Genomic DNA, 25,691 nt, shown 5'->3' with positions numbered 1-25,691 from the left:
TACGCGGACGACCCTCCGCCTTGCGATGCACCGCACCAGACGCCGCGGGGCCCGCCCTCCGGGCGGACGGCGCTACTTTCGAAACACGCCCTAGTGCCCCTTCGAGTCGGGATGCGAGTGATGTGACACCACCGCGCGGCACCAGCGCGTTGCCTTCGCTGGTAAGGGTGGCAGCGGCAAGACCACCCTGCCGGCCCTCTTCTCGCGCCACCTGGCGCACTTCGGGTGCCCCGGTCGTCGCGATCGACGGCGACGTCAACCGCAGGCCCCGCCCTGCTCCTTGTCGAACGTTCTGACTCCTCCGGCTGAAGGCGGTTCAACCACTCTCCGCACACACTCAGCAGCGAGGTGGGCGCCACCGGACGAGCATGCCGCCGCGGTTAGCCTGGCGGCATGGAAGCGATCCTGGTCAGTGCGTGCCTGCGTGGGGTGCCGTGCCGGTTCGACGGGCGTCACAAGGTGTCATCGGAGATCGAGGAGGCAGCGGGCGGCCGCGAAGTCGTCCTCTTCTGCCCGGAGGTCGCGGGCGGGCTCCCGACCCCGCGGCGGCCTGCGGAACTGGTGGGCGGCGACGGGCACGACGTGCTCGACGGTGCGGCGCGGGTCGTCGACGACACCGGGCTTGACGTGACGGCGGAATTCGTGGACGGAGCACGACGCGCCCTCGCGGCGGCGCGTAACGCAGGCTGCACCGAGGCACTGTTGATGCCGCGCAGTCCCTCCTGCGGACGCGGTGCGGTGTACGACGGGTCGTTCGCCGGGAAGTTGGTGCCGGGAGACGGGGTCACGGCAGCGCTGCTCGAGCGGAACGGGATCGCCGTACGACCCGCGCCCGGAGTGTGAGTCCGCACGAACGGCGCATCTCCGACGTCCAACCGCCACGCATCCGCGCTGATTTCATCCGGGCCCGCATGTCCGGTGATGTGAGAGGAGGGCCGGCCCGGCCTCAGCGAACCGACCTATCTGCACGGGGGCGCCGTCTCCCGGGACACGCCGGCCCCCGACGACCTCGACGCCATCGAGGTACCGGCCGGCATGTGGGCGATCTTCCGCGGTGCCGGACCGTATCCGCAGGCCCTCCAGACGACCTGGACCGCGACCGCGACCGAGTGGTTTCCCTCCAACCCGTGGCGTCTGCGGCCGGGTCCCTCGATCGTCACGGTCCTCGAGCGAGCGGACGACTTCAGCACCTCGACCTGCGAGCTGTGGCTCCCCGTCGAACCGGCATGACGGACTTCACTGCCCCATGACGTACTTGACGGTCGGTCCGGAGGTCCAGCCGCCGTCCACTGCCAGTTCCGCGCCCGTGACGTAGGACGCGGCGTCCGAGAGCAGGTACACCACGGCACCCGCGATCTCGAACGGCTCGCCGACCCGGCCCATCGGCGTGTTCGGGTACTTGCCCTCGCCCTGCTCGATGCCGACGGATGCGGTCATCGGTGTGTACGTCATGCCGGGGTGCACCGAGTTCACCCGGATGCGGGCCGTGCCCAGCTCCACCGCGCCGATCTTCGTCAGCCCCCGCACGCCCCACTTGGAGGCGCCGTAGCCAGCCGTCAGCGCGAGGCCCATCAGACCTGCGGCGGAGGAGATGTTGACGATTGAACCGCCACCGTTCTCCTTCATCGCGGGGATCACGGTCTTCATGCCGATGAAGACACCGGTGAGGTTGATGTCGAGCACCTTGCGGAAGTGCTCCACGGACTCGGACTCCAGGAGCTGCCCGGTCGAGATTCCGGCGTTGTTGACGAGGCCGTGGATCCCGCCGAACTCAGCGACCGTGAAGTCGGCGACCCGCTGCCAGTCCTCCTCAGAGGTGACGTCGTGGCGCAGGAAGCGGGCGTTGGCGCCGAGCTCGGCGGCGGTGGCCTTGCCTTCGTCGTTCAGCACATCGGTGATCACCACATTGGCTCCGGCCGCGATCGCCTGGCGGGCCGCTTCGGCCCCCAGGCCGCGGGCTCCGCCGGTGATGATCACGCTCTTGCCGGTCAGCTCGTTCATCGTTCGCTCCTTCGCTGCTGTCATCCATGCGGGACGGGCGCCGGCGGGCGCCGTCCTCAGAAGTGGGTGCCGCCGTCGATGCGGACCTCGGTGCCGGTGATGAAGCTGCCGTCGTCGGAGCCGAGCATCGCGACCACGGACGCCACCGTCTCGGGACCGGCGAAGCCCTGGCCGAGCGCCGGGGAGAGCTTCATGAACAGGCTCATGTCGGCGTCCTCGGGCAACCCCGGTCCCATGCTCTGCTTGCTGGCACCGCTGCCGTCGGTCATGCCGGAGGAGATGGAGCCGGGCTGGACAGCGGTGAAGCGGATGCCCTGCTTCGCGTACTCGCTGGCGAGCGCGTGCGTCATGGACTGGATGCCACCCTTGCTCGCCGCATACGCGGCCATGTAGGGGTGCGCGAACATCGCGGAGGTCGAACTGAAGTTGATGACCGCCGCGCCCCGGCCCTCCAGCAGCGCCGGGATGGACTCGCGGATCATGAGGAAGGTGCCGACGAGGTTGACCTGAAGGATGCGGGTGAAGTCCTCGAGGCTCGTCTCGTGGGTGTGCGAGGAGCGCAGGATCCCGGCCGCGTTGACCAGCACGTCCAGACCGCCGAGTGCGGTGACGGCGGCGGCGACCCCGGCGCGCACCGAGGTCTCGTCGGCTATGTCGATGACGAGCGTCGTGAGGCGGTCCGCGTGGACACCGGCCTTCTCGACCGTGTCGTTCAGACCTCGCTCGCTGACGTCCGCGGCCACGACGGTGCCGCCCTCAGCGAGGATGCGCAGCACGGTGGCCTGACCGATGCCCGAGCCACCACCGGTGATCAGGACTCGACGGCCTTCGTAGCGGTTCATGTGTTCTCCAAACCGGCCCCGCGGATGTCCGGCCAGGGCCTTGTGACGCGGGCTCTCTCTCGCCTGCGGCGCCCTCGATCGCCATACACGTTACGCCTCGGTGACACGTTTTGCCACTACGGCAATACATGCCAAAAGCATGGCGCAGGCCGTATCCTTGTGCGGTGAGCACTCACTCGTCCCCCTCCTTGACCGAGCGCCGCAAGGCCGCCACGCAGCTGGAGATCGCGCACGCGGCGATGGAGCTGTTCGCCACGCGCGGCCCGCAGGGCACGACGGCCGAGGAGATCGCTCACCGTGCGGGGATCGCGCTGCGGACCTTCTACCGCTATTTCCGCTCCAAAGAGGACGCCGTGAGCCCACTGCTCGCGATCGGCGGCGACCGCTGGCGGGCACTCCTGGAGGCCACGGAGCCGGGGACGCCACTCCCCCGGGCACTGGAGTCCGCGGTCGAGCAGGTGCTGCTCCCACCGGACGAGGAGGCCACTCAGGCGCTGCTGCACACGCGTGGGCTACTGCGGGCCGCGGCCGAGGACCCCGCACTGCGGGCGGTCTGGTACCGGGTCAACCAGGAATCCGAGGAACGACTCGTCCCGGTGATCGCCCGGCTCTCGGACGGACGTGCCGAGGACTTGGAGGTACGGCTCACCGCGGCCGCCGCCACCGACGCCATCCGGATCGCCCTGGAGACGTGGGCCGGCACGGAGGCCGGAGTCGAGGGCCCCGACTCCCCCGCCGACCTCGCGGTCCGATGCCTGCGCCAATTCCGCCACACCACAAGCTCGCTGGGGTCCGGGGACGAGGGGGCTCGGTGACGAGCTCGTGTGTGGTCGGCGGTGAGGCCTCGGCAACCGCGACGGCGCGGCACTCGCACCCCGGTCGTGAACACGCCCACGGCCGAAAGCCCCGGCACAGCGCGTAAAGGAAGCGTTCAGGGAATCGGTGGCACGGTCGGCCTCATGACCTACGAAGCCTCCGAAACCACTGCGACACCGGCGGTCGGCCTCGGCCGCCGGATGAGCTGGAACAAGGTGCCCGAAGTCACCGTCTACTTCTGGATCATCAAGGTGCTGTGCACGACGGTCGGTGAGACCGCGGCGGACCTGCTGAACGAGAAGGCCGGCCTCGGTCTGACCGGTGTGTCGGTTGTGATGAGTGCCCTGCTGACCGTGGTGCTGGTGGCGCAGTTCCGCACCCGCGCCTACCGCGCGGGCGTGTACTGGCTCGCCGTGGCCCTGATCAGCGTCGTCGGCACGTTGATCAGCGACAACCTCACCGACAACATGGGAGTGCCGCTGGAGACGAGCACCACGGTGTTCGCCGTCGCCCTCGCGGTCGTGTTCGCCGTCTGGTACCGACGTGAGCGGACCCTGTCCATCCATCACATCGACACCGTGAGCCGTGAATCCTTCTACTGGCTGGCCGTGCTCTTCACCTTCGCCCTCGGCACCGCCGCCGGCGACCTCGTCTCGGAGCGGATGAGCCTCGGCTACTGGCTCTCCGCCCTGCTGTTCGCGCTCGCGATCGCCGCGGTTGCCGTGGCTCACTTCGCGCTCGGCCTGAACGCCGTGTGGAGTTTCTGGATCGCCTACATCCTGACCCGTCCGCTGGGTGCCTCGATCGGCGACTATCTCTCCCAGCCGAGCGCAGACGGCGGTCTCGGACTGGGCACCGTCGTGACCAGTGCGCTCTTCCTGATGGTCGTCGTCGGTTTGGTGGTGTACCTGTCGGTGACGCGCAGGGACGTGATCGAGCCGGAGCAAAGTGCCCGACGGACGGCTGCCTGAAACCGGCAAATCTGAACGTTCAGGTTATTTTCAGGATGTTCCTGACATCGTGGGAGCGTCGGCCGTTTCCTCGCGGTCGGCTCATCCTGACAAGGCGCTCGTCCCTCCGGGACGGGCGCCCCGCTGCTGGACGGACAGGAGCATCGGACGATGGAGCGACCCGAAGTCCTCACCGACCTCGACGTCGCCGGCACGCACCGCCCGGTGGCCGGTACGGCGAAGTCGGTGATGAAGAAACTGCCCGAGGTCACCCTCGCGTTCTGGATCATGAAGATCGCGGCGACCACCCTGAGGGAGACGGCCGGCGACCTCTTCGCGCAGACCCTGAAGCCGGGCTGCTTCCTCACCACGACCGCCCTGTTTCTGATCTTCGTGGTGACCCTGGTGGTCCAGCTGGGATCACGCCGCTACTGGACCATCGCCTCGGCGACCGAGGCGGAAGCGGTCAGCCGGCCGGCACGCTGACGGTGAACCGTGCCCCGGGCGCGTATCGGGGGTCGTGGGACACCTCACCGCCGACGGCTCGGGCAAGGCGCCGGGCCAGCGGCAGTCCCAGTCCCGCGCCGTCGTGTCCGTCGGCACGGTCGGCGCGTCGTCCGGGCTGGAAGAGCTCGGCTGCAAAGGTCGCGGGTACGCCGGGGCCGTCGTCGGTGACGTCGATGCGTACGGCTGCGGGTCCACGACGCACGACGACGGTCACGCTGGAGTGCGCGTACCGAGCGGCGTTGGCCAGCAGCGGACTGACGATCCGCTCGAGCAGGGCGGGCGCGATCCCCGCCTTCAGGTCCGGATCAGCCGCCTCGACGGTGGCCCTCACCCCTGGCGGCGCTCCGAGGTGCTGGATCAGGCCGCGCAGGACGGGCACGACCTCCACGGTGCCGGGGACCTCCGAGGGATTCACCGCGTTTTCGCGTGCCTCGTGCAGAAGGGTGTCGCAGATGGTGCGCATGGACTGCGCGGCCTCGTCCATCACCTCGTGGGTGGCTCGGGTCTCAGCGGCGGAGCGCGGCCGGGACCGCCACCAGTCGAGCTCGATGATGATGCGGCTGAGCGGGGTGCGTAGTTCGTGGGACAGCTCAGCGGTGAGCTGCCGCTCGTGGCGCAGCACCGCGCGTATGCGGTCCAGCAGTGCGTCCAGCGAGGCACCGAGCCGGGCGAGTTCGGCGGGCCGTTCCGCAATTCCGAAGCGGTCGTCGGAGGCGACGGCGCTCCACTGGGTGGCCTGGTCGGTCATCGTGCGAACCGGCCGCAGCGCTCTGCCGACGGCCAGGCGTGTCAGTGCGTAGGTGCACGCGAGCATGACGGCGTCCAGGGCCAGTGAAGCCAGCAGCAGGGTGTCGGCCGAGCTTCGGTAGGGGGCGAGGTTCAGCGCTGTGACCACGGTGGCGGCGGCGTGGTGGCCGGGCACGGGCTGGGAGCACAGCCGGACGTTCTCGGCAGGGACGGTCGCGCAGGCGCGCCTTCCCGCGGCCGCGAGTTGCACGGCGGCTCTGGTCAGGGGGCTGTGGGCCGTGGTGGAGGGCGGCTGTTCGAGCAGCCGTGTCCCGGCGTAGATCCACACGTTCGCGTCGAGCAGCTGGTCGTGGGCGGTTTCCACGACGCGTACCCGGGGGCCACTGGTGTCGACGGTCGTGGCGACGGCGGCGGCCCGGGTCCGCAGCTCGTCGTCCGCCTGGTGCTGCAGGTGCCGACTCGTCACAGCGTTGAAGGCCACGGTCAGGACGGTCATCAGGAGCGCGGCGGTGGTCAGGGCCACGAGCGAGAGCCGGCCGCGCAGTGTGCGCGGAGCCAGACGGCGCAGAAGCCGCTTCATGACAGCCGGTGTCCGACCCCGCGGGCCGTACCGATGGTCAGGCCGCTGCCGGCCGTCCGCAGCTTGCGGCGCAACCGCGTCAGGTACTGGTCCAGGGTGTTGTCGCTGACCTGTGCGCCTTCCGGCCAGGCCGCCCGGACCAGATCACGGCGGCGGACGATGCTTCCGCCCGCGGCGACGAGGGCGGCCAGCAGGCGGAACTCGGTCGGGGACATGGCGACGTGGGCTCCGCGCACGGTCACGCTGTGCTCGACCGCGTCCAGGACCAGCTCTCCGGCCGTTACGGAGGGCGTCGGCCCGGCGCGTTTGAGGGCCGCTCGCAGCCGGGCGACGAGCTCGGCGAGGTGGAACGGTTTGGGCAGGTAGTCGTCGCCTCCGGCGGAGAACCCGGCCAGCCGGTCGGTGAGCTGGTGCCGGGCGGTGAGGAAGACGATCGGGGCGCAAAACCCGTTGGCGCGCATCGCCTGGCACACGTCCCGGCCGTCCGCGTCGGGCAGCCCGATGTCGAGGACGGCGGCGCAGACGTCCCCTGAGACCAGGCGCAGGGCGGTGGCGCCGTCGGCGGCGCAGACAGGGTCGAAGTCCTCGTCGGACAGGCTGCGGCGCAGGACGTCACGCAGGGCGTGGTCGTCTTCGACGACCAGGATCTTGCGGCGCATGCTCCTCCGTTCTCCGGTGCCCTTTTCGACTACAACCTCGTAGACCGTCTACCGCACTGTAGACGACGAGAGTGACAAGGCTCGAGGCCACCCATGGTCACGGAGCGCGCCGACAGCGTAACGGCACCGGTCGCGGGGTCGGGGACGCCAGTCAGAACCACTTGATGGTGGCGACGGCGATCAGCGCGGCGAGGGCGCCGAGTCCGCCGAGGATTGCGACGCCTGCGGCGATCTTCACGCTGGCGGAATGAGCCTCACGCCAGCTGAGCTTCCGGGCCGCGCCCCGGATCAGCCGGTGCCCCTCGGCGGACGAGAAGGTGTACTGCTCGGAGCGGGAGCCGTCCAAGGTCCCGCGCGTGGTGACGTACACGCTCCGACCGACGGACACCGTCTTTCCCAGCCGCACTCCGCCCAGGCCCGCCTCGTACTCGACGGTGCGGACGACATCCGTCAGCGTGAAGATCTTCTTCTCCGGACGCAGCGCGACGCGGTAGGTGTGCACCTGGGTGATCCGGCGGCGGGTCAGCAGTTCCCGCCACTGCGGGACGTCGACGTCCACAGTCAGGTCGAATCCCCCTTCCGCACGGCGCATCCGGTACGGCGTGCCCACGGCGTCGGCCTCGATGGTGGCGTACAACTCCTCAGCGGCATCTGCGCTGTTGGCGCCTATCATGGGCACGCAGAGTAACAGCGCGCCAGCGGTGCGCCAGGGCACGCTGTGGCCCGCCGGGATGGGCGGGCGGGCGCTTCCAGGGCGGCCGGCAGGGCTGCGATCGAGATCGGCTACTGGCAGCGGGGGCAGCGGTCCTCACTCGTGGGGTACGACGGCCAGCGGGCAACGGACGTGATGGACGGCGGCATGGGTGACGGGGCCGATGCGCGGAACCGTAGGCCGCTCGGACAGGCGGCGGCCGACGACGAGGAGGCTGGCCGCGGAGGCGGCCCGGACCAGCACGGTGGAGGCCTTGCCCGCCACAACGGTCTCCAGGACCTCGGTCTCCGGATACTTGTCACGCCACACCTTCAGCACGGCGGACAGGAAGTCCCGCCACTCCTCTGCCTGCCCGGGATCGTTGATCAGACCGATGTCCCCCGGGCCGAGACTGATCGCGGAAGGCGGCTGCCAGGCGTACACGACACGCAGCCGGGCGTGCCGCAGCCGGGCCGCCTCGAACGCGAACTCGATCACCTCGTCGCAGGCATCGGCGAGGTCGATGCCGAGCACCACGTCGCGGAAGCCGGTGCGGGTGGACGGGCTGCCGTCGTCGGCCGGGAAGTGCTCGTCCTCGGCCTCCTCCCCCGCCCGTACGAGGACCACGGGGCGCGGGGCCGTCGCGACCACCCCTTGGGCGACCGAGCCGACCAGGACTCCGGTGATGCCGCTGAGGCCTCGCGAGCCCAGCACCAGCAGTTCGGCCTGCTCGGTGGCCCTCAGCAAGGCCGCGGTCGCCGGGCCTTCGACCTGCTCGTCGGTGAGGCGCACGTCGGGCACGGAGCCACGGATGTGCTCCTCGGCCTGCCGCAAGGTGCGGCGCGCCATATGCCGCTGCGCGGTGTTCGCGGGTTCGCCCTCCGTCTGACGGCGTTGCCAGTTCCGGGCGTGCACCAGTCGCAGCGGTCGGTCACGACGCACCGCCTCACGGGCGGCCCACTCGACGGCGGCGAGGCTCTCGGCAGATCCGTCCACTCCGACGATGACGGGCGACAGCATGGCGCGCACCTCCTGCGCTCGGTCTGCTCGTTACTGTCAGTGTCTTCCCGCGGTCATTCGGTGGGTATGGGCCGCAAGGACTCCCCCGGGCCCATTCGGCCCCTGCGCTGCGCCGGTCCTGAAGGGGGCGCCACGATAGGGGACGCGAGGCCGGGTTGCCCCTGTGCGAGAGGCGGACCGTCGTGAACCGTGTCACCATTGTCCGCGCCGTGTCCGCCAGATCTGCGCCGTCTTCCCTACGCCGGACAACTCGTCGGCTGGACCGAAGACTTCCTGGACATCACCCTCAAGACCGTCTCACGCCCACGGGCGTCTCGCCAGCCGACGGTGACGGCGCATGAGTGCGACTACGCGTGCTCCAGAGCGTTGTTTCTGCCGGGATCGACGTCGCCCAGCGGTCAGAGGCTGGAGAGCAGGCCGTCGAGTGGGGCTGGGACTCGGTCGGGGTCAAGGGCCTCTACGAGAACGCGGCCGTAGTGGATCTTGCGCCCCTTCTTCGTTCCGAGGAAGCGCCTGAACTGCTGCTGCGGGGCGCGGCCCTGCTGTGCGGGCTGGCGCAGGAAGGTCCGCAGGGCACGCAGGTCGCCTTCCGCCCGGACGAGCTCCTCCACCCGCGTCACGCCCAGCACGCGGATGAGCTCGTCTTCCAGATCCGCCGCGCAGACGAAGAAGCCTTGCTGTGCCGCACTGACCCGTTCGAAGCCGCGTGCGTAGTAGGAACGCTCCGCCTCGTCGCACAGTCCCGTGAGGCGGAGATCCAGACCAGGTGAACCGAGGAGTCGGGCATAGTGCCCGACGCTCATCGCGCCGCCGATCGGCAGGACGCAGACCCCTTCGGCGGCCAGGTTCCGGCCGCGGCTCTCTGCCAGCGCGTTGACCGCCGCGACATCGCTCGGCCCTTCGAGCAGGACGGCCGTCCGGACGCACAGCCGCGCGGCCAGCTCCTGCGCGGGGTCGCCGGGGCCACCCGCCGCCCACGCGGTGACCGCGTCCCGGAACGAACCCATGTCAGCCATGAGACGAGTCTCAGCCCGTTCCGGCCACAGCGCGAGGGAATTTCCGCGGGTGCGTCGATCGGCGGTGAGCAGTCGGACCCGAAGCTGCCGCCCGATGAGGCGAGTCAGACGGATTCCACAAGGTCGTCTCACTCAAGTCCGGGTCAGCGGTGCCTTCTTGGTCAGATGTGGAGTTCGGGCGGGAAACCGGTCCAGCGCGGTTCTGCGAACGGGTGCCGCATGTCGTTGTAGAAGAGTACGGAGGACGGCCTGTCGGGGGCGTATCGGATGATCAGGGCCGCGTTGCCGTGGTAGCGCCACCCGGGTGCGTCGAGGGCGGCTCGGACCAGCCATCCGATGAGGAAGTTGTGTGATGGACGCCAGGCCCTTCGTGCATGGTTCCGTCGCGGCTGTCCGAAGGGCCGCGGGATGGTTCCGCTCGCAGGCCCTGTCAACGGGGCTTCGCGGTCGGGTGGCCGCAAGCACGTTGAGGCATTCGGAGGAGAGGAGTGCAGGTGTCAACCGATCGGCAGCACATGGACCTTGAGGCATACACGGCCCACACGCGGAACGGGCCGTGCTTCGTCTGCTCGTTCCTGGCCCAGGACCCGGACTACGGGCACGAGACGGTCTTCGAGGACCAGGACCACGTGGCGTTCCTCGACCGGTGGCCCACCGTGCGGGGGAAGGTGCTCGTCGCGCCGAAGGCACACATCGAGCATGTCGTCCGCGACCTGGATGAGGTGGCCTACCTTCGGCTCATGCGGGTCGTCCGCGAGGTCGCCCTGGCCGTCGAGAGCGTCTTCCCGTCCGAGCGGACGTACCTGTACTCCCTCGGCAGTCAACTGGGCAACGCCCACCTCCACTGGCACATCGCCGCCCTGCCGGCCGGTGTCCCCTACGAGCAGCAGCAGTTCCACGCCCTGATGACCGAGGGCGGGATCCTGTCCGTGTCATCGCAGGAAGCGGCCGAAATGGCCGCGCGCCTCCGGGCGGCCATTGCCGCCCGGGGCGTCCTTCGCATGCCGGAGGAACCCGGAAGCGTGTGACCATGCTGGTCGAGGAGAGCGTCAGTCATGGGCGACTACTGCGACGGGGGCAGCCGCGTGGTGCAGGACCGCGTGGGCCACGGGGCCGAGGCGGGCGCCGAAGGAGGCCCGGCGGATACGCCGCCCGACGACGACCAGGGAGGCATCGCGGGAGGCCTCGATCAGGAGGAGCGAGGGGCTGCCGAAGTGGGGCTGCTCGACGACCTCCACGCCGGGAAACTTCTGTCGCCAGGGGCTCAGCACCTCGGTCACGGCGGCGGCGTCAGCCTTCGCCGTCTCCCGCTCGACCGCGGGTTCCAGGGCCATGCCGTAGGCGTAGTAGGGCGGCGGGTTCCAGCCGTGTACGACACGCAGCGGCACGTTCCGGCGCGCGGCGGCGTCGAAGGCGAACGCGAGCAGTGCCGCGTCGGGACTGCCGGCGTCGAGCCCCAGGACGACGGGACGGATGGCGGCCGCGGTGGACGGGACGCCGGTCCCGTCCACCGCGGGTTCGTCGGTGGCCCGCTCGCCGGCGCGGACCAGGACGACGGGCCGCTCGGTGGACGCCACCACCGCGAGCCCGACCGAGCCGACCAGGAAGCCGCGGATCCCGCCAAGGCCGCGCGAGCCGAGGACGAGCAGTTCGGCGTCCCGCGCCGCGCGGGGGAGGGCCTCGGCGGGCTGTCCTGTGACGTGTTCGGTGGTCACCTCGACGCCGAGGTGGCGCGACCGGAGCGAATCGGCGGCCTCTCGCAGCACCCTCTCGGTCCAGTGCTGGTGGGTGTCGGCGCCCAGCAGCAGCGCCAGGGCCATGGGCTCCGGTACCGGCTCCCAGACCTGGACGAGCTTCACCGCCAGTCCGCGCAACTCTGCCTCGCGGGCCGCCCACTCGGCGGCGGCCCGGCTCTCGGGCGAACCGTCGAGACCCACGGTGATGGTGCGGGGCATGATCTTCACCTTCCAGTGTCGTTTCAGGGAGTTCTGTGCGGGAGGGGCCGGTCCTTCACCAGGGTCGAAGGGCCGGTGGGGGGCGGCGCGACGGGCCGCGGGTTGCGGGGCCGTCGCGCCGTGGTGCCGTCGCGCCGTAGGTGTTTCAGCGCAGCCAGGTGTGGTCGCGGACGACCGGCAGCCGCGCCCACAGGCGGCCCAGGCCCCAGGTGGCGCCCGCGCCCGCTGCCGCCACGGCGACCAGGGCAACGGCGTAGATCACGTGGTAGTCGGCGAACGGATTCGTCGACATGCTTGGCGATCCGTTCGACAGGTGCTTGGCCGGTGGCCACTCGGCGATCCACATCAGCGCCATCATCGCCGTGCCCGCCACGGCGGCCGGCCGCAGCGCCACACCGGTCATGGCGGCCGCGCCGATGGCGAGCAGGCCCAGCATGAACAGCCAGTCCGCCCACGTCTGGCCGGCCCACGAGTGGAACGTCGACTCCATCGGCCCGGCGGCGACGGAGCTGAGGAAGCCCTTCGTCGGCGATCCGCCATCGATCCAGCCCTTGCCGGAAGCGGTCGCGTAACCGAAGCCGAAGGCCTTGTCCAGGAACGCCCACAGGAAGACGAAACCGGTCAGGATGCGCAGGGACGCGAGGGCGTACGCCTGAGCGGCGGTGTGCGTGTCGAGGGGTGCCGACGCGGCGGACACGGAGGCGGAGGCGGTCCGGTTCCGGCGGAAGACCGGCAGATGGAAGCCCGGGCTCCGATGAGGGTGCTCGTCCACGGCCATGGCAGTGATCCCTTCGCGAGTGTCCGGTCCTTGTCCTTTCGCTCCTCACTCTCGTCGCGGGCGCCGCCCACCGCCGGATGCCGAAGGGCCACAACCGTTGGGCTGAAGGTCCTCACTACGGGGCCAGTTGGGTGAGTGCGCCATGAACGGCCCAGGTGCGCACCCCGACCTTCGCGGTCACCAGGATGCACACGTAGGACTCGGCCTTACTCCCTGTTCTCCACCTCAAATACTAGGGAGTATCACCACGGGGGCGGACCGCCCTGTGAACAGTGCACCGGACAGCACCGAGCGAGCGAAGGTCCTGGATGGCGGTCACGGACGGCGCCGAGGCCGACAGTGCCAAGCGTCGATGCCGTCGACATGTGGTTCCACCGGATCGAGGGCAGTCCTCGGACGACTTGCGGCAGCTTGCCGACGAGATCGTGGACATCGTGGTCGGAGGGCTGATCCTCGGTCCGGTGCGCTGAGGCTGCGCGGCGTGCGACCGCGCGGTGTACGAGTGTGCGGTCGCCCGCCCGGCGTCACGGGAGCACTCCCTTGGGGCGGCGAACGAACCGGACGTTGCCGGATGTGACACGCGTCCGAGCGATGGCCAACACCTCGGCGGCCGCGTCGACAGCCGTCACCGACCGCGCCCGTGCTGCGAGCACCGAGGTCCACTGACCCGTCCCGCAAGCCAGTTCCAGCACGTCCCCGGCAATCGGGAGCCCATCGGCGGCGGACAGTAACTCCCGCAGATCCTCACGTTCCGCACAGGGCCTGTCGTACTGGGCCGCACCGGCCCTGTAACAGGCCATCGTTCTGCCAGAAGAGCGTCCTCATCGACGGCCATGACCCCGACCATACAGACGATGACCCCTCGTCAGGATTCCCCGGCCGTCATCCGAGGACTAGCGGGAGTTTCGCGGCCGGCTCGCCCAGTTCGGACTTCTCCTCTTCGGTGGGGGCACGCCGTCCCGTGCCGACCAGCAACGCGTCCTTGTCCGCGAACGACGCGGGGAACGCCGTGCCGGCGATCTTCTCCAGCATCTCGCGTGACCGGGCAAGCCCCTCCGCGGGTGGTTCCGGCACGTGAGGGAGGTGGGCGACGAGGTCGAGGTGGTGCAGCGTCCACTCCAGGACGTACGCGGAGAGGTAGTCGCCTGCGGTGAGGACCTCTCCGCGGGTGCCGACCCGCAGGCCCGGGTCGGCGCGTTCGGCGGCGCGACCGGCGGCCGAGCCGACGTCGTCGAGGTGGAACTTCAGCAGCCACGGCTCCTCGTACGCGGCGGCCAGCCGGACGATCAGCGCGTCGAGCGGGTCGTCCCCGGTCGGCGGTGCGTCCGCGACGTTCCAGTAGGTGACCGCGTCGCGGGTCGGTACCGTTTGGGCTGGGGTCACGAGGGTGATCAGGACGTCTTGTGCGTCGACGATCAGGTGGCACACCAGGTCCCGCACGAGCCAGCCGGCACAGCCGGACGGCTGGCCGAAGTCCTCGTCCCGGAGCTCGGCGACCGCCGTGCGCAACGCTGTCCACGAGCGTGAGAAGAGATCCACATCGGCACGGTAGTCCGGGGCCGGAATGGCGGACAAGACACCAGCGTCCATATGATCACCTGCTGCTACGCTGGCCGATCCCGCTCGGCCCACCCCGCGTTCCGCATCCTGGCGAACGAGGTGTCCAGGCCTCTCTTCAGCGCACCTGCCAGGGGACGCTCCACGCAACCGTGGACCAGGTAGCTCAGCATCAGGAAGCCGGCGATCAGCACGGCGACCAGCAGCCGTGCGTCCATCGTGTCCCGCAGGCGGCTGATCAGCGCCGTACCGGCCGCGTAGTGCATCAGGTAGAGCGGGTAGGTCAGGCTCCCGGCGGTGACCAGCCACTTCCAGCGGATGCGGTCGGTCAGACCGAGGGCGATGGCGATCATGACGAGCAGGAACACGGTGTAGAGGAGCACGGCGCCCCGCCAGCTGGAGACGTGCTCGACCTCGTCGATGCGCTGCCCCAGCTCCCGCTGGCCCATGAGCCACGACATGGCGAGGATGCCCCACAGGAGCAGGTCCTGGCCGAAGCGGTGCATGAGGTAGAGCGCGAGGCCGGCGATGAAGTACCAGGCGGCGTCGGGCCCGGCGAGCAGATCGAGGAGGGGGAAGGAGGCCACCGGCGCGAGCATCGCGGCGGCTCCCCACACACAGCAGAAGACGACGACCTTGCGGTACGTCAGCCCGGTGACCACCACGAGCAGGAAGAGCAGGTAGAAGCGGAGCTCCGCCCACAGGGTCCAGTAGACGCCGTCGACGTTCTGCACGCCCGAGCCGGACTGCAGCATCGTGAAGTTGAGCAGGACGTCGCGCGGCCGCAGGCGCTCCCAGACGCCCGGCAGGGCCACCAGCACGGCCGTCGTGAACACGATCGCGAACCAGTACGCCGGGTAGAGCCGGATCACGCGCGAGACGAAGAACTGGCGAGGGGTGCGGCCCCAGCACGACATGCAGATCACGAAGCCGCTGATCACGAAGAAGATCTCGACACCGATCCAGCCGTACGTCGCGAAGTGGAACACCGTCGGCATGATGTCGGAGACGGGGCGGTCCCATATCGCGTTGCCCGGCTGGTCGACCCGGCGCGTGCCCGCGTAGTGGTGCACGGCGACCATCAGGGCGGCGATCAGGCGGATGGCGTCTATGGCGTACAAGCGGGGGCGGGCCCGTCCGGAGGTGGCGGGCACGCGCGGCCGGGCGGGCCGTGGCAGTCGGCCGGTCCCGGCCACGGTCCCCGGTGCGGGTTCGGACAATGTGCCCTGCGCGTCACGCATCGGCGCCCAACCCTCCTTACGAAGAATTCACGACTGGATGATCACGGACGCCTCACGTTACGGCCCTCTCGGCCACCCCTCGCCACAAAAGTGCAGGTGGGTAAGCCGAAGTTGCCAAATGCTCATCGAGCCGACCCGAAGGGTTCGCCAAGACTTCAGGCGGGGCCCATCGGATCCGCGGCGCCCAGGTCAGGAGCTCTGCCCGATCGGCAGCGGAATTCGGTCCAGGAACCAGTACAGGCTGATCGTCACGATGACTGTCGTCAGCGTGACCGCCACCCAGCGGGCCGCGGGCGTCCGGCGGGCCAGGGTCAGCAGGGGGAAGAGGACGGCGATGAGCACAAGTTGGGCGGCCTTCCCGGCCGCCGGGTCGGCGAAGGCGTCGGGGGCGCCGGGCTCGATGTCGTCGGCGAACGGGTCCTCACCGGTCACCATGACGTGGACCTGCTGGTGGTCGATGTACCGGTCGTCGACGACCGCGGAGAGCCTGGTCGTGCCCCTGGCCGCGCCACGGGCGCTGGTCAGCAGGTCCCAGGCCCGGGTCCTGGTGTTCCAGGCCCGCAGTCCGGCGAGGCACTCGGGGTCGATGACGCCCTCCCAGCGGAGCACCGGGGTGTCCACATGGCCCTTCTTCTGGTCCGCGGCCGGGACGCTGCTCGGCGCCGGTTGCCGAGCGTGGCGCGGGCCTTGGGCTCCTTGCCGTCGACGGTGAGGGACTCGGTACCGGCCTCACCGGAGGCCGGAGATGTGGCGGTGACCGTCTGGGCGCCCCGCACCAGGCGTGGGTGCGCCGGCCGGGGCGTTGTTCACCGTCACGATGTGCTTGACCGTGCGCCGGAGGCGTTCTTCGCGGCGATGGTGTGCTTGCCGTTGGCCAGCTTCTTCCTGCCCTCGAGGTACTCCCCGTCGGCCGGGCTGAGGGCGGGCGCGACCCGGGAGACGGGGTGGAGGGCTTGAGGTCCTTGCCGTTGCCCGAGTCGGGGTTCGCATGAGCGGATGTCACCAGACTGGTGACGACAAGCATGGCAGTCGCTCCGCCGGCCATGAGCCGTCCGCGACTTCTTGCCGGCTGCATCTGACGCTGTTCCTTCCATCGTGTCTGCAGGGCGTCGGACACGGTGGGCGGGCCAACCAGTCGAATGCATGTCAGAACCGAACTTATGAAGGTGGGAACTTCAGCTTCCGGGTCGCCGGCAGGGCATGCGTAGAGCCGCTGACCAGGGGCCCGACGGGCACTCCCCCGAGCCAGGACGCCCGCCGGGTGCCGTGCTTGTGTACCCGTATGGACAACTACTTGACGAATTCATTACAGAAAGCCCTCCACTTGTTCGGTCCGCACGCCTCTGGCTACAGTCGGCCGCCATGACTGCAGACCTCTCACTGATCCGGGGCAGCTTCGCGGCTGTTCAGCCTCATGGCACGCAGGTGACCGCGTACTTCTACGACCACCTGTTCGCCCACCATCCCGATGTGCGCCCCCTGTTCGCGGCTCACCTCGACGAGCAGCGCGACCGCCTGTGGGCGGCGCTGGGTGCCCTGGTCGCCAACCTGGAGAACACCGACACGCTCATAGGCATGCTGGAGAACCTGGGGCGCCGCCACGCGGGATACGGCGTGCTGCCCGAGCACTACCCGGCCGTGGGGGCCAGCCTGATCGCCACCTTGCGCCACTAAGGGGCCGATGCGTGGACACCGGCCGTCGAGGAGTCCTGGGCGGCGGTCTACGGGTTGATCAGCAACACCATGCTCGAGGCCGGCGCTGCCGCCTCGAGCTGAGCCGCCGCCGGCGGCTCCTCGCAACGAGCCGCCGACCGGCCCCATTGTCCGAAAGTGAAACCTTGATGTCAGCCACCGGAGGGCGGACGTGAGCGATGCACAGGCGCTGAGAGATTCCTTCGCCCTGGTCGGCAAGTCGGGGGACGAAGTGCCCCGGTACTTCTACTCCTACCTGTTCATCATCGCGCCGGAGGTCCGGCCGATGTTCCCGGTGTCCATGGGGGCCCAGCGCGATCGGCTCGTCGCCGCCCTGGGCCGGATCGTCGCGGAGGCCGACGATCCGGACCGACTCGTTCCGTACCTGCAGCAACTGGGCCGAGACCACCGTAGGTTCCAGGTGGTGGCACAGCACTACGAGGCGGTGGGGCAGGCGCTGCTGGCCACGCTGGCGTACTTCCTGGGCGAGGCGTGGACCCCGCAGCTGCAGCGCGGCTGGACCGAGGCCTACACCCTGGTGGCCCGCACCATGGTGCAGGCCGCCGAGGCCGACGGCGCGGTGAATCCCGCGTGGTGGAACGCCGAGGTGGTGCGGCATGAGCAACGCGGCTTCGACATCGCGGTCCTCACCCTGCGCCTGGACCAGCCGATGGCGCACCGGGCCGGGCAGTCCGTGATGGTGGAAGCCCCGATGCTGCCGAGCACCTGGCGGGCGTTCACCCCGGCCAACGCACCTCGCGCCGACGGGACCGTCGAGTTGCACGTACGCGCCGTCGACGGCGGCCTGCTCAGCCCCGCCCTGGTGTACGGGCTGCGGCAGGGCGACGTGCTGCGCCTCGGAGCCCCGGTCGGCGACAGGCTCACGCTCCAGTCGTCCGGCGGCCGGGATCTGGTGCTGATCGGCGGGGGCACCGGCCTGGCCCCACTGCGCGCCCTGGTCGAAGAGATGGCCCAGCACGGCCCCCCGCGCCGGGTCGACCTGTTCGTCGGGGCGCGCGACAACCACGGCCTGTACGACATGCCCGTGTTGAGGCATCTGGCGCAGTCCCACCCATGGCTTCGGGTCACGCCGCTGGTCGGCGCGGACGCCGGCACCGTCGACAACCGCAGCCTCGCCGGCCCGGTGCTGCGCGCCGCCGCGTGGAGTGGATGCTCCTTCTACGTCTGCGGCTCGCCGGCCATGGTCTCGGCGACAGTGCGCGATCTGGCGGACGCGGGCATTCCGCACGACCTGCTGCACTACGAAGACGCTCGGTGATCGGAGAAATGTGAACGAGACAGGAGCAGCGCATCCTGAGGAGCACCTGGTGACGCCCGAGACCCTTCGGTCGATGACCTTCCCCCGAGCTCCCCTGACCCGTCGCGGCTACAGCGAGGAGGCGGTGCACGACGCCCTGCGCCGCTGCGCGTCGACTCTGACATCGCTGACGGAGGAGAACGACCGGCTGCGGACGGACATGCAGCGCCACCGGGACTGGATCCGGGCGAACAACATCGGCGACGGCAGCGCGCCCACCGGCGTGCCGACGGTGGACGCCGTACTTCAGCAGGCCCGCGCCCAGCAGGCGGCCGAGCAGACCGTCTTCGCGGCCCGCGAACAGGCGCGCAACATGGTGCGGGCCGCCAGGGCACAGGCCGAGGCGATCCTCCAGCGGATGTGGGAACAGGAGACGCAGGCGGCCGGCGGCGACCAGGAGGAGACCGTGCGGCTCATCGCGTACCTGCGGCAGATCGCGCAGTCCCTGAGCGTCACCGCGGACCAGTACGCCAGCAAACACGCGCAGCCCGCCTCCTCCCCCTCCCCCGCGGCCCCCACCACCACTCCGCACGGCGTCTGACCGGTACCGCCAGTTCTCGTGAGGCCTGCGGGACGCGGCCGCCGTCAGCTTCCGCGGACCAGGCGTGCGGTGACCGTCTTGGGGCGCTGGTACTCATGCAGGGCCAGTGTGCTCAGGTCCGTGCCGTGGCCCGAGGCGCCCCGACCGCCGTGCGGGAGTTCCGCGGTCTGCACCAGATGGCAGTTGAGCCAGGACTCCCCCGCGTTCAGCCGGCCGGCGAGTTCCAGCCCGGTGGTCAGATCACGGGTCCACACGCTCGCCGCCAGCGCCTGCGGGACTCCGTCGGCCAGTGCCACGGCCGCGTCCAGGTCTTCGGCGTGCTGCACGGTGAGCAGCGGGCCGAAGACCTCCTCCACCACCGCGGGATCGTCGTCGGGCAGGTCGGCCAGGATCCGGGCGGGCCGCCAGAAACCGTTGTCCTCCCCGGGCCGTGGGGCGATGCCAGCCGCGAGGTTCCGCCCGGCGGCGCTGGCGGTGACGATGCCGTCGTAACGGGCCAGCTGATCGGCGTTGTTGAGTGGACCGAAGTCCCGTCCCGCCAGGCATTCCCGTGCCGCGGCGGCCAGTTGCTCCACCGCGTGCTCGTAGTTCTCGCGCAGGGTGATGACTCGGGCGGGGGCGGCGCAGCTCTGCCCGGCGTTGTAGGTGCAGGCGCGGGCCAGTTGTGTCCAGGTGTCGTCGGGCGCGTCGGGCAGGACGAGCGCGGGGGCGTTGCCGCCGAGTTCGAGACTGACCCGGCGTCCCGCGGCACGCGCCGCCACGTCGGCCCCGGCCGCCGCACTGCCGGTGAAAGCGACCATGTCGACATCGGCCTCGACCAGCAGCCGACCGGTCTGCCGGTCGCCCGGGACCGCGGTGAGCACGTCTGGGCCGAGCGCTTGGGCGGCGTGCTCGGCCAGGAGTTCCAGGGTGTCCGGGGTGGTCTCGGCGGGTTTGGCCACCACCGTGTTGCCGGCGGCCAGGGCAGGCGCGCACCGCCAGGCCGCCATCATCAGCGGATAGTTCCAGGGTACGACGACACCCACGACCCCGAGGGGTTCCCAGCGCACCCAGCTCTCGTGGCCGTCGACCAGCCGTCCGGCGGCCGGCGCCGACTGGGCGCGGACGGCGGACGCGTAGAACCGGAAGAGGTCCGCGACCTGCTCCACCTCGCCCGCCGTCTCGCTGTCCGGCTTTCCCGTCCCGGCGGCTTCCCGCGCGACGTAGGCGTCGGCGTTCTCCTCAACCAGTGTGGCGAGCAGCTCCATCCGGCGTGCCCGGTCCCGCGGGGTGAGGCCGCGCCAGCCGGGCAGGGTCGCACGGGCGGCTTCGACCGCGGACCGCACCTCGCTCTCGCGGGCGACCGGGGCGGTGCCCCGGACTCGGCCGGTGCGGGGGTCGACGAGGGTGGTCTTCACAGTGTGGTCGCCTCCATGATTCCCTTGCACAAGTGATCAGTCTGCGGGGCACGTTCGGGGGTGAACGGCTCACAGGTCGTACGCCCGCAACCACAGCTCCAGGGTGAGCAGCAGCCACAGCTTGCCGCCCTGACGGGGCAGCAGCGCGCCCGCGCCGCGCAGCCATGTCCCCACGGTGTCCGGCCGGAACAGACCACGTCGTCGGGCGGCCCCGCCCAGCAGCAGATCACCGCCCAACTCGCGCAGCGGCCCGCTCAGCCACTGCTGCACCGGGACCCTCATCCCGCTCTTGGGCCGGTCCACGACGGTGGCGGGCAGCAGATCCCGTACGGCTTCCTTCAGCACCCACTTCTCCGCCGTACCGCGGAGTTTGAGCGCGGGCGGGGTGGCGAAGGCGTGGTCCACCACCCGTCGGTCGAAGAGCGGAGCACGGCCCTGAAGCCCCTGGGATGCGGTCAGTCGTTCGACCTTGGTGAGGATGTGATGGGCGCCCTTGGTCCGCAGATTGCAGTGGAGGAGTTGGTTGAGGAGGTGGGTCATCCGGTCCGGGCCCGTCAGGTAGGGCTCGACGAAGCGTTGCGGGGCGGGCGCGGACTCCAGAGCGGACAGCGCGTCGGCGGTCAGCAGGTCCGGAAGGTCGGTCCAGCACTTGCGGTAGGAACGCAGATAGGCGCTGGCCCGGTCCTCGTACCAGGGTGACTCGGCCGCTCCCGGAGCCCCGGCGTGCATCTCCCGGACCAGCATCGGGAGATTCTTCGGCCCGCCGAACACCGGGTCTCCGCCCTCCCCGTTGAGGACGATCCTCAGCCCGTCGCCCGCGACCGCCTCGGCGAGCATGAGGTTCGGCACCGTCAACGGGTCGCCGACCGGGCTGTCGAGCAGGGCGGCCGTGCCGGCGAGCCGTGCGGCGACTGCTCTGCCGGAGACCGTCAGCACCCGGTGCCGGGTGTGGCAGTGGGCGGCGACGAGGCCCGAGTAGCCGAGCTCGTTGGGGAGTTCGTCGCCGAAGCTGATGGAATACGTGTGGACGGGGTGGCCGTGCAGCTTCGCGGCGAGCGCTGTGACGAGCGAGCTGTCGATCCCGCCGGACAGCAGTACACCGACGGCCTCGGCCCCGGGCAGCCGCCGTGCGGTGGCCTCTTCGAGGAGGGCGCGCAGGATGAGGACGTGGTCGCCGGATCCGCCGAACCGCCCATCCGCGTCGGGCGGTTCGCCGAGCCGCTCCCGGGGTTCCCAGTGGACCGTCTCGGTTACCGCCCCATCGGCCGCCAGCCGCAGCACCCGGCCGGGAAGCACTTCGCGCACGCCCTCCAGCAGGGTCTCGTCGCCGGGCAGATAGGCGAAGGTGAGAAAGGAGCGTACGGCGGACAGGTTCACACGGGTGCCCAGGGCGGGCCAGCGGCGCAGGGGGCGCAGGGAGGTGGAGGCCGCCCAGGCGCCGGCGGCACGGGCGTAGAAGAGGGTGCGGGCGCCGACGTGGTCGCGGATCAGCACGAGGTCGCTGCCGTCGAGGACGGCGAGCGCGAACATGCCTTCGGCGAGTGCGACGCCCCGTTCGCCGAGCCGGGCCCAGCAGCGCAGCAGCAGTTCGCCGTCGCTGATACCGGACGGGGCTGGGACGCCGTCCGTCGTGAGGGCGGCGAGGAGTTCGGCGCGGTTGTGCAGGGTGACCTCTCCGACCGCACGCATCCCATGCGCCTCGAACGGCCCCTGGGCGTGCCCGGGTTCGTCCCGTACGAGGGCCAGCCCCGGCGCGACCGGCGGGGCGCCCATGGCCGCGAGGTGCAGATCGGCCATGCCGGACCGAGGGTCGGCGTGCCCGGTTCCCGACGCGAGACAGACGCAGAAGCGCGCCATCAGAGGGTCCTTTCCTGTTGCCGCGTGCCCGGATACCCGCGTACGCGTCCTTCGCCGACTGGAGGGGCGGCGCGGTCAGCCGAAGTCGTCGTCGCTCCAGTCGCCGTGGTCGTCCCAGTCCGCGCCGCTCCAGTTGTCCCCGTCGGTGCTGCCCTCGCCTCCGCCGGAGGACGAGCTCTGCGCCTGCCTGCGCAGTTCCTCCTCCTCTTCCGGTGTGAGGCTGAGCGGCGGTAGTTGGGAGGCGGTGACGGCGAGTCCCGCGACGCCGAGGCCGGCGAGGATCGCTCCCATCCGGCCGCCGAACGACGTCCGGTTGATCATGAGGGTTTCGCCGCGCCCCCAGAGGGTGCGGCCGTAGCCGATGTCCCGCCCGTAGGTCACCGTGCCGTCGGCCAGGGTGCGCTTGACGATGGTGGAGCCCAGCTGTTCGTCGGTGCCCGTACCCGCCTGGTCGTCGCGCCAGTGCACCCGGCCGGCCGGGCCGCGCCGGCGCCATTCCTGCCGGCCGTCCTCGTAGGTGCGGTGGACGCTGCCGTCGGCGAGCAGTTCGTCCGTGTAGCCGATTTCGCGTGGGCGGATCATGCTCTTCGGTCCTTGGGTCTGCGTTGCTCGGGCATACGGTCCTCGAGGTCGCGGTCGAGGTCGGGTCGAGGGCGAGCGGGGTTCATGGGTCGGGCCAGGTCATGAACCCGGCGGTGCGCAGATCGCACAGATCGCTCCAGGCGGAGCGGCGGGCCGGCCGGGGCCCGCGGGTGAGCCGCAGTACGGCGCGCAGGAGCCGGGCGGGCGGTACCGCGGCCACTTCGGCGAACCGGCCCTCGGCGAGCCAGTCGACCTCCGAGGGTCTGAGCCCGCTCGGCATCGGTCCGAGCGGTGGCACCGGGCCGGGCCTGCGTCCGGACACCAGGCGCAGCGCCTCGGCGTGCCGGGGCACCAGCCCGAGTGAAGCGACCCGGACGGGTACCGGGCCGAGCGCTTCGCGCACCCGAGCGGGCAGGGCGATCCCGGCGGGGCTCGCGTCGTGCAGGACGTGCACGGTGGCGCCCTCGGTCCGCTCCAGGGCTTCCACCAGCCGGGTGTCGAGCGGCAGATCGTCCTCGGCGCTCAGGACGGGGCAGGCCGCTTCCAGGTGCACATGGTTGGCCAGCAGCATCCGGGCGATGGAACGGTCCTGGCAGATCAACAGCCGCGGCAGCCCGTACGTGTACAGGTCGGGCTCCCGCGAGGGCCCGCCGATCGTCGGGGTGGCGGCGGGAAGGGGAAGCAGTCCGGCCGGTTCCCTGCCGCGCAGCGCCTCGGTGAACCTCGACAGCCGCAGCGGCGGGGCCGGGCTGTGCGGGATGCGCCGCACCGGCGCGGGCGTCGGGCGCAGGACGCGGCAGGTCTCGTAGTACAACTGCCGTTCCGTGAAGCGGATGTTCCCCGGAGAGGCGGCGCTCCGTGCGGCGGCGGTGATCGCCCGCTCCAGCAGGAGCCGGCCGACAGGACTCATGCGCCCTCCTCGGGCCAGGTCAGAAATCCGACGGAGGCGGCCCGCCGTCGCTGCGGATCGGCCTCCGTGCCGACCCTTTCGACGGCCCGGGAGACCACGGCCAGCAGTTTGGCGGGCGGTACTCCGACGAGCGGGAACCCCCACCCCTTGCCCAGCCACTTCAGTTGGCGGGGGCTGAACTCCCTGCTCTGTGCGAGCAGTTCCATGACGCTCGCTCCGGGCTGTTCGCCCCGCACGGGCACCGCGCGCGGGAGACCGTGCACCGCGCCGAGCGGCAGACCGATGTCGACGACCGGGCGCGCGCGCTGCGCGGTGCGGACGCGGTGGGCGAGCAGGAGGCCGTGGGCGTCGGCGTCGTGGAGCACCAGTACGGGTCCCCGGCCGGGTGTGGCCGGCAGTGCGGCCGGGTCGGCGACGAGGGTGACCCCGTATCGAGCGGTCAGACCCGCCGCGTCGAGGAAGACGGCGATGGAGCGGTCGGGGCAGACCAGGGCGAGCCCGTCGGGCGAGGCCGATTCCTCGTCGGCCCCGCCGTTGCCCGGGTGGGGGCCCGGGGTGGGATACCGGCTGTCGTCGATCACCCCGGGCGGCAGGGAGCCATAGACGCTCTTCCACGCCTTCAGTGGGCCGGTGAGGAAGGCCTCCCGGTCGAGCCGGGGACGGCCCCGGCCCACGCCCATCACCTCCGCGACCACGAAGCCGACCGCCGCGAGCAGCAACAGACCGCCGAGGGTGGCGACGACCACGCCTTTCGAACCCAGCCCGACGAGCCCCACGACGACACCGGCGATCGTCAGGGCGATGGCGCACCCCGTCTCGACCTGGGTCTCGCGCAGCGACTTGCGGGACAAGGCGTACCACAACTGCCCCGGGGTGCACCGTAATTGGCCGTCCTGGGTGAGCCCGAGCGCGGTCCTGCGGACCCGGAGATCGTTCAGCTGGAGCGGGTTGGTCTTGGGGTCCAGGGCGTACCCGCGCCCGCACTTGCCGCAGGCGTTGCCGGGTCGCTCCTTGCGCAGCAGGGACTTCTCGCAGTGCGGACAGATCACCGACGGCCCTCCAATCCGTGCGCGAGCCGACGCAGCCGGGCGGCCAGTCGCTCCCCGACGGTGGTGGCACCAGGCCCCCGCACCTGCTGGACCCGCTCGATGTCGCGCAGGGCGGCGGCGAGTTCGAGGTAGTCGACGGGGGCGAGGGTACCCGTGTGCGTTCCGGCGTACGTGGCGGACGAGGCGGACGGCGGGGTGCTGTCTGACGGGCCGGCCGCCCTGCGCTCCGCCTCGGCGGCGGTGATCGCGTAGTCCTCGTGGTCGATGCCGTAGCCGGTGTTGGCGGCCAGGATGGTCAGCGGGTCGGTGTCCCGGTTGGCGAAGGAGTGCGGCACCATCTCCGGGATGCGAATCAACTCACCCGGGGTGAGCGGCACTTCGGTGACACGGCCGCGCTCGCTGTCGTACAGGCCGCAGGACGCGTATCCGAGGCTGAGGACGAAGTGCTCCCCGCCGTGCGCATGCGGGGTGAAGGCGCTGCGCGGGCCGACGATGCCGATTTTGACGGTGGCGTTGGAGGGTCGCTCGGGCGACGTGGCGGCGTCCCCGACGAGGTAGTGGGCGAACTGCCCGTCGTCGATGAACCGAAGCAGGTCCCGCTCGGGCCCCAGCGTCCGAGCGCCGTCACGATCGGCGACGACGACGGAGCCGTCCGGCCGCAGCCGGTACAGCCGCACACCGCGCGGCAGCTCTCCCGACCCTCTTCGGTCACCTTCTGTGCCCGATGAGCCCAAGTCCCTTGTGCCTGACACCTCTTCACACGAGCTGCCGAACAAGCGCGCCTCCCCCACATGCCGCTCACGTCCGCACTCGGATGGTAGGACGCTGATCAGGAACGCGGCGAGGTTGCGGACGTGACCAAAGTCAGACACCAGGCTGAACGACGGGTGAACGAGACCCTGATGCCGGGGACCTCCGCCCGGTGTCGAAACTCAGCGGCCTGCGGCCGCCGCGCCCGCCCGACGTGCCGTCAGCTGCCGGAAGG

At 70.7% G+C, this 25,691-nt stretch carries 29 protein-coding genes and 2 pseudogenes; 11 read left to right on the top strand and 20 right to left on the bottom strand.

Annotation, left to right across the window (positions count from 1 at the left end):
* Nucleotides 1-145: 145 nt before the first annotated feature.
* From ACFY4A_RS37965 to ACFY4A_RS37955, 3 genes and pseudogenes are all read left to right on the top strand, one after another.
* Nucleotides 146-263 (top strand): annotated as a pseudogene (locus ACFY4A_RS37965) (adenylyl-sulfate kinase); the annotation flags it as partial.
* A 130-nt stretch (nucleotides 264-393) separates the two neighbouring features.
* The gene (locus ACFY4A_RS37960; protein ID WP_390833878.1) at nucleotides 394-843 is read left to right on the top strand and encodes a DUF523 domain-containing protein; all 450 of its coding nucleotides are present in this window, start codon (nucleotides 394-396) and stop codon (nucleotides 841-843) included.
* Nucleotides 844-963: 120 nt separating this feature from the next.
* Nucleotides 964-1,230, top strand: a complete 267-nt coding sequence (locus ACFY4A_RS37955) for a GyrI-like domain-containing protein (protein WP_390833881.1) — start codon at nucleotides 964-966, stop codon at nucleotides 1,228-1,230.
* Between the two features lie 6 nt (nucleotides 1,231-1,236).
* Here ACFY4A_RS37955 and ACFY4A_RS37950 read toward each other — a convergent pair whose 3' ends face one another.
* Together ACFY4A_RS37950 and ACFY4A_RS37945 are read right to left on the bottom strand one after the other, a co-directional pair.
* Nucleotides 1,237-2,001, bottom strand: a complete 765-nt coding sequence (locus ACFY4A_RS37950; protein WP_390833877.1) for a glucose 1-dehydrogenase — start codon at nucleotides 1,999-2,001, stop codon at nucleotides 1,237-1,239.
* Between the two features lie 56 nt (nucleotides 2,002-2,057).
* Nucleotides 2,058-2,843, bottom strand: a complete 786-nt coding sequence (locus tag ACFY4A_RS37945; RefSeq protein ID WP_390833876.1) for an SDR family NAD(P)-dependent oxidoreductase — start codon at nucleotides 2,841-2,843, stop codon at nucleotides 2,058-2,060.
* 164 nt (nucleotides 2,844-3,007) lie between these two features.
* On the opposite strand from ACFY4A_RS37945, the gene ACFY4A_RS37940 reads away from it, so the two are divergent.
* The 3 genes from ACFY4A_RS37940 to ACFY4A_RS37930 all read left to right on the top strand — a co-directional run bounded on the left by ACFY4A_RS37940 (nucleotide 3,008) and on the right by ACFY4A_RS37930 (nucleotide 5,095).
* Nucleotides 3,008-3,658, top strand: a complete 651-nt coding sequence (locus tag ACFY4A_RS37940; RefSeq protein ID WP_390833875.1) for a TetR/AcrR family transcriptional regulator — start codon at nucleotides 3,008-3,010, stop codon at nucleotides 3,656-3,658.
* Nucleotides 3,659-3,802: 144 nt separating this feature from the next.
* Nucleotides 3,803-4,630 carry a hypothetical protein gene (locus tag ACFY4A_RS37935; RefSeq protein ID WP_390833874.1) on the top strand — a complete coding sequence of 276 codons (828 nt, stop codon included), beginning with the start codon at nucleotides 3,803-3,805 and terminating at the stop codon, nucleotides 4,628-4,630.
* Between the two features lie 150 nt (nucleotides 4,631-4,780).
* Entirely contained in the window at nucleotides 4,781-5,095 is a 315-nt protein-coding gene (locus ACFY4A_RS37930; protein WP_390833873.1) for a hypothetical protein, read from the top strand.
* Here ACFY4A_RS37930 and ACFY4A_RS37925 read toward each other — a convergent pair.
* The 6 genes and pseudogenes from ACFY4A_RS37925 to ACFY4A_RS37900 all read right to left on the bottom strand — a co-directional run.
* Entirely contained in the window at nucleotides 5,076-6,443 is a 1,368-nt protein-coding gene (locus ACFY4A_RS37925) for a sensor histidine kinase (RefSeq protein ID WP_390833872.1), read from the bottom strand. The two genes, ACFY4A_RS37930 and ACFY4A_RS37925, sit on opposite strands and share 20 nt — an antisense overlap.
* Nucleotides 6,440-7,102 carry a response regulator transcription factor gene (locus ACFY4A_RS37920; protein WP_390833871.1) on the bottom strand — a complete coding sequence of 221 codons (663 nt, stop codon included), beginning with the start codon at nucleotides 7,100-7,102 and terminating at the stop codon, nucleotides 6,440-6,442. Before ACFY4A_RS37920 ends, ACFY4A_RS37925 begins: the two co-directional genes overlap by 4 nt.
* Before the next feature lie 151 nt (nucleotides 7,103-7,253).
* The gene (locus ACFY4A_RS37915; RefSeq protein WP_390833870.1) at nucleotides 7,254-7,775 is read right to left on the bottom strand and encodes a hypothetical protein; all 522 of its coding nucleotides are present in this window, start codon (nucleotides 7,773-7,775) and stop codon (nucleotides 7,254-7,256) included.
* 135 nt (nucleotides 7,776-7,910) lie between these two features.
* Nucleotides 7,911-8,813 carry a universal stress protein gene (locus ACFY4A_RS37910; RefSeq protein ID WP_390833869.1) on the bottom strand — a complete coding sequence of 301 codons (903 nt, stop codon included), beginning with the start codon at nucleotides 8,811-8,813 and terminating at the stop codon, nucleotides 7,911-7,913.
* 398 nt (nucleotides 8,814-9,211) lie between these two features.
* Nucleotides 9,212-9,829 carry a TOPRIM nucleotidyl transferase/hydrolase domain-containing protein gene (locus ACFY4A_RS37905; protein ID WP_390833868.1) on the bottom strand — a complete coding sequence of 206 codons (618 nt, stop codon included), beginning with the start codon at nucleotides 9,827-9,829 and terminating at the stop codon, nucleotides 9,212-9,214.
* 161 nt (nucleotides 9,830-9,990) lie between these two features.
* Nucleotides 9,991-10,182: pseudogene (locus ACFY4A_RS37900) on the bottom strand (histidine phosphatase family protein); the annotation flags it as partial.
* 141 nt (nucleotides 10,183-10,323) lie between these two features.
* Here ACFY4A_RS37900 and ACFY4A_RS37895 point away from each other — a divergent pair.
* Nucleotides 10,324-10,857, top strand: coding sequence for an HIT family protein (locus ACFY4A_RS37895; RefSeq protein ID WP_390833867.1), 534 nt, complete (start codon nucleotides 10,324-10,326; stop codon nucleotides 10,855-10,857).
* Between the two features lie 21 nt (nucleotides 10,858-10,878).
* Here ACFY4A_RS37895 and ACFY4A_RS37890 read toward each other — a convergent pair whose 3' ends face one another.
* A complete protein-coding gene (locus ACFY4A_RS37890) occupies nucleotides 10,879-11,784 on the bottom strand; it encodes a universal stress protein (RefSeq protein WP_390833866.1) in 906 nt (301 codons plus the stop codon).
* Nucleotides 11,785-11,929: 145 nt separating this feature from the next.
* On the bottom strand, nucleotides 11,930-12,562 hold the full coding sequence (locus tag ACFY4A_RS37885) for a hypothetical protein (RefSeq protein WP_390833865.1): 633 nt from the start codon (nucleotides 12,560-12,562) through the stop codon (nucleotides 11,930-11,932).
* Nucleotides 12,563-12,870: 308 nt separating this feature from the next.
* Here ACFY4A_RS37885 and ACFY4A_RS37880 point away from each other — a divergent pair, with 308 nt between their 5' ends.
* The gene (locus tag ACFY4A_RS37880) at nucleotides 12,871-13,032 is read left to right on the top strand and encodes a hypothetical protein (protein ID WP_390833864.1); all 162 of its coding nucleotides are present in this window, start codon (nucleotides 12,871-12,873) and stop codon (nucleotides 13,030-13,032) included.
* 54 nt (nucleotides 13,033-13,086) lie between these two features.
* On the opposite strand, the gene ACFY4A_RS37875 is transcribed toward ACFY4A_RS37880, so the two are convergent.
* The 4 genes from ACFY4A_RS37875 to ACFY4A_RS37860 form a co-directional block, all read right to left on the bottom strand.
* Nucleotides 13,087-13,362: a class I SAM-dependent methyltransferase gene (locus tag ACFY4A_RS37875; protein WP_390833863.1), complete on the bottom strand. Its 276-nt coding sequence runs from the start codon at nucleotides 13,360-13,362 to the stop codon at nucleotides 13,087-13,089.
* Nucleotides 13,363-13,444: 82 nt separating this feature from the next.
* Entirely contained in the window at nucleotides 13,445-14,101 is a 657-nt protein-coding gene (locus ACFY4A_RS37870; RefSeq protein ID WP_390833880.1) for a maleylpyruvate isomerase N-terminal domain-containing protein, read from the bottom strand.
* Nucleotides 14,102-14,166: 65 nt separating this feature from the next.
* Complete coding sequence (locus ACFY4A_RS37865; protein WP_390833862.1) at nucleotides 14,167-15,360, bottom strand: acyltransferase family protein; 1,194 nt, start codon at nucleotides 15,358-15,360, stop codon at nucleotides 14,167-14,169.
* Between the two features lie 189 nt (nucleotides 15,361-15,549).
* Complete coding sequence (locus ACFY4A_RS37860) at nucleotides 15,550-15,981, bottom strand: hypothetical protein (RefSeq protein ID WP_390833861.1); 432 nt, start codon at nucleotides 15,979-15,981, stop codon at nucleotides 15,550-15,552.
* Between the two features lie 741 nt (nucleotides 15,982-16,722).
* On the opposite strand from ACFY4A_RS37860, the gene ACFY4A_RS37855 reads away from it, so the two are divergent.
* From ACFY4A_RS37855 to ACFY4A_RS37845, 3 genes are all read left to right on the top strand, one after another.
* On the top strand, nucleotides 16,723-17,034 hold the full coding sequence (locus tag ACFY4A_RS37855) for a globin domain-containing protein (protein WP_390833860.1): 312 nt from the start codon (nucleotides 16,723-16,725) through the stop codon (nucleotides 17,032-17,034).
* 190 nt (nucleotides 17,035-17,224) lie between these two features.
* Nucleotides 17,225-18,331 carry a globin domain-containing protein gene (locus ACFY4A_RS37850; RefSeq protein ID WP_390833859.1) on the top strand — a complete coding sequence of 369 codons (1,107 nt, stop codon included), beginning with the start codon at nucleotides 17,225-17,227 and terminating at the stop codon, nucleotides 18,329-18,331.
* The gene (locus ACFY4A_RS37845; RefSeq protein ID WP_390833858.1) at nucleotides 18,219-18,911 is read left to right on the top strand and encodes a DivIVA domain-containing protein; all 693 of its coding nucleotides are present in this window, start codon (nucleotides 18,219-18,221) and stop codon (nucleotides 18,909-18,911) included. Before ACFY4A_RS37850 ends, ACFY4A_RS37845 begins: the two co-directional genes overlap by 113 nt.
* 44 nt (nucleotides 18,912-18,955) lie before the next feature.
* Here ACFY4A_RS37845 and ACFY4A_RS37840 read toward each other — a convergent pair whose 3' ends face one another.
* The 6 genes from ACFY4A_RS37840 to ACFY4A_RS37815 all read right to left on the bottom strand — a co-directional run bounded on the left by ACFY4A_RS37840 (nucleotide 18,956) and on the right by ACFY4A_RS37815 (nucleotide 25,383).
* Entirely contained in the window at nucleotides 18,956-20,308 is a 1,353-nt protein-coding gene (locus ACFY4A_RS37840; protein WP_390833857.1) for an aldehyde dehydrogenase family protein, read from the bottom strand.
* A gap of 69 nt (nucleotides 20,309-20,377) precedes the next feature.
* Nucleotides 20,378-22,105: an asparagine synthetase B family protein gene (locus tag ACFY4A_RS37835; protein ID WP_390833856.1), complete on the bottom strand. Its 1,728-nt coding sequence runs from the start codon at nucleotides 22,103-22,105 to the stop codon at nucleotides 20,378-20,380.
* Nucleotides 22,106-22,240: 135 nt separating this feature from the next.
* Nucleotides 22,241-22,747 carry a hypothetical protein gene (locus ACFY4A_RS37830; RefSeq protein WP_390833855.1) on the bottom strand — a complete coding sequence of 169 codons (507 nt, stop codon included), beginning with the start codon at nucleotides 22,745-22,747 and terminating at the stop codon, nucleotides 22,241-22,243.
* Nucleotides 22,748-22,829: 82 nt separating this feature from the next.
* Nucleotides 22,830-23,657, bottom strand: coding sequence for a hypothetical protein (locus tag ACFY4A_RS37825; RefSeq protein WP_390833854.1), 828 nt, complete (start codon nucleotides 23,655-23,657; stop codon nucleotides 22,830-22,832).
* Entirely contained in the window at nucleotides 23,654-24,706 is a 1,053-nt protein-coding gene (locus ACFY4A_RS37820; protein ID WP_390833853.1) for a hypothetical protein, read from the bottom strand. Before ACFY4A_RS37820 ends, ACFY4A_RS37825 begins: the two co-directional genes overlap by 4 nt.
* The gene (locus ACFY4A_RS37815) at nucleotides 24,703-25,383 is read right to left on the bottom strand and encodes a cupin domain-containing protein (RefSeq protein ID WP_390833852.1); all 681 of its coding nucleotides are present in this window, start codon (nucleotides 25,381-25,383) and stop codon (nucleotides 24,703-24,705) included. The genes ACFY4A_RS37820 and ACFY4A_RS37815 overlap by 4 nt, the downstream gene beginning before the upstream one ends.
* Nucleotides 25,384-25,691: the final 308 nt, after the last annotated feature.

The sequence above is a fragment of the Streptomyces sp. NPDC001292 genome, assembly GCF_042896465.1.
Taxonomy (GTDB): Bacteria; Actinomycetota; Actinomycetes; order Streptomycetales; family Streptomycetaceae; genus Streptomyces.
The sequence above is the reverse complement of the archived record's forward strand: the minus strand, read 5'-3'. Positions and strand labels throughout refer to the sequence as shown.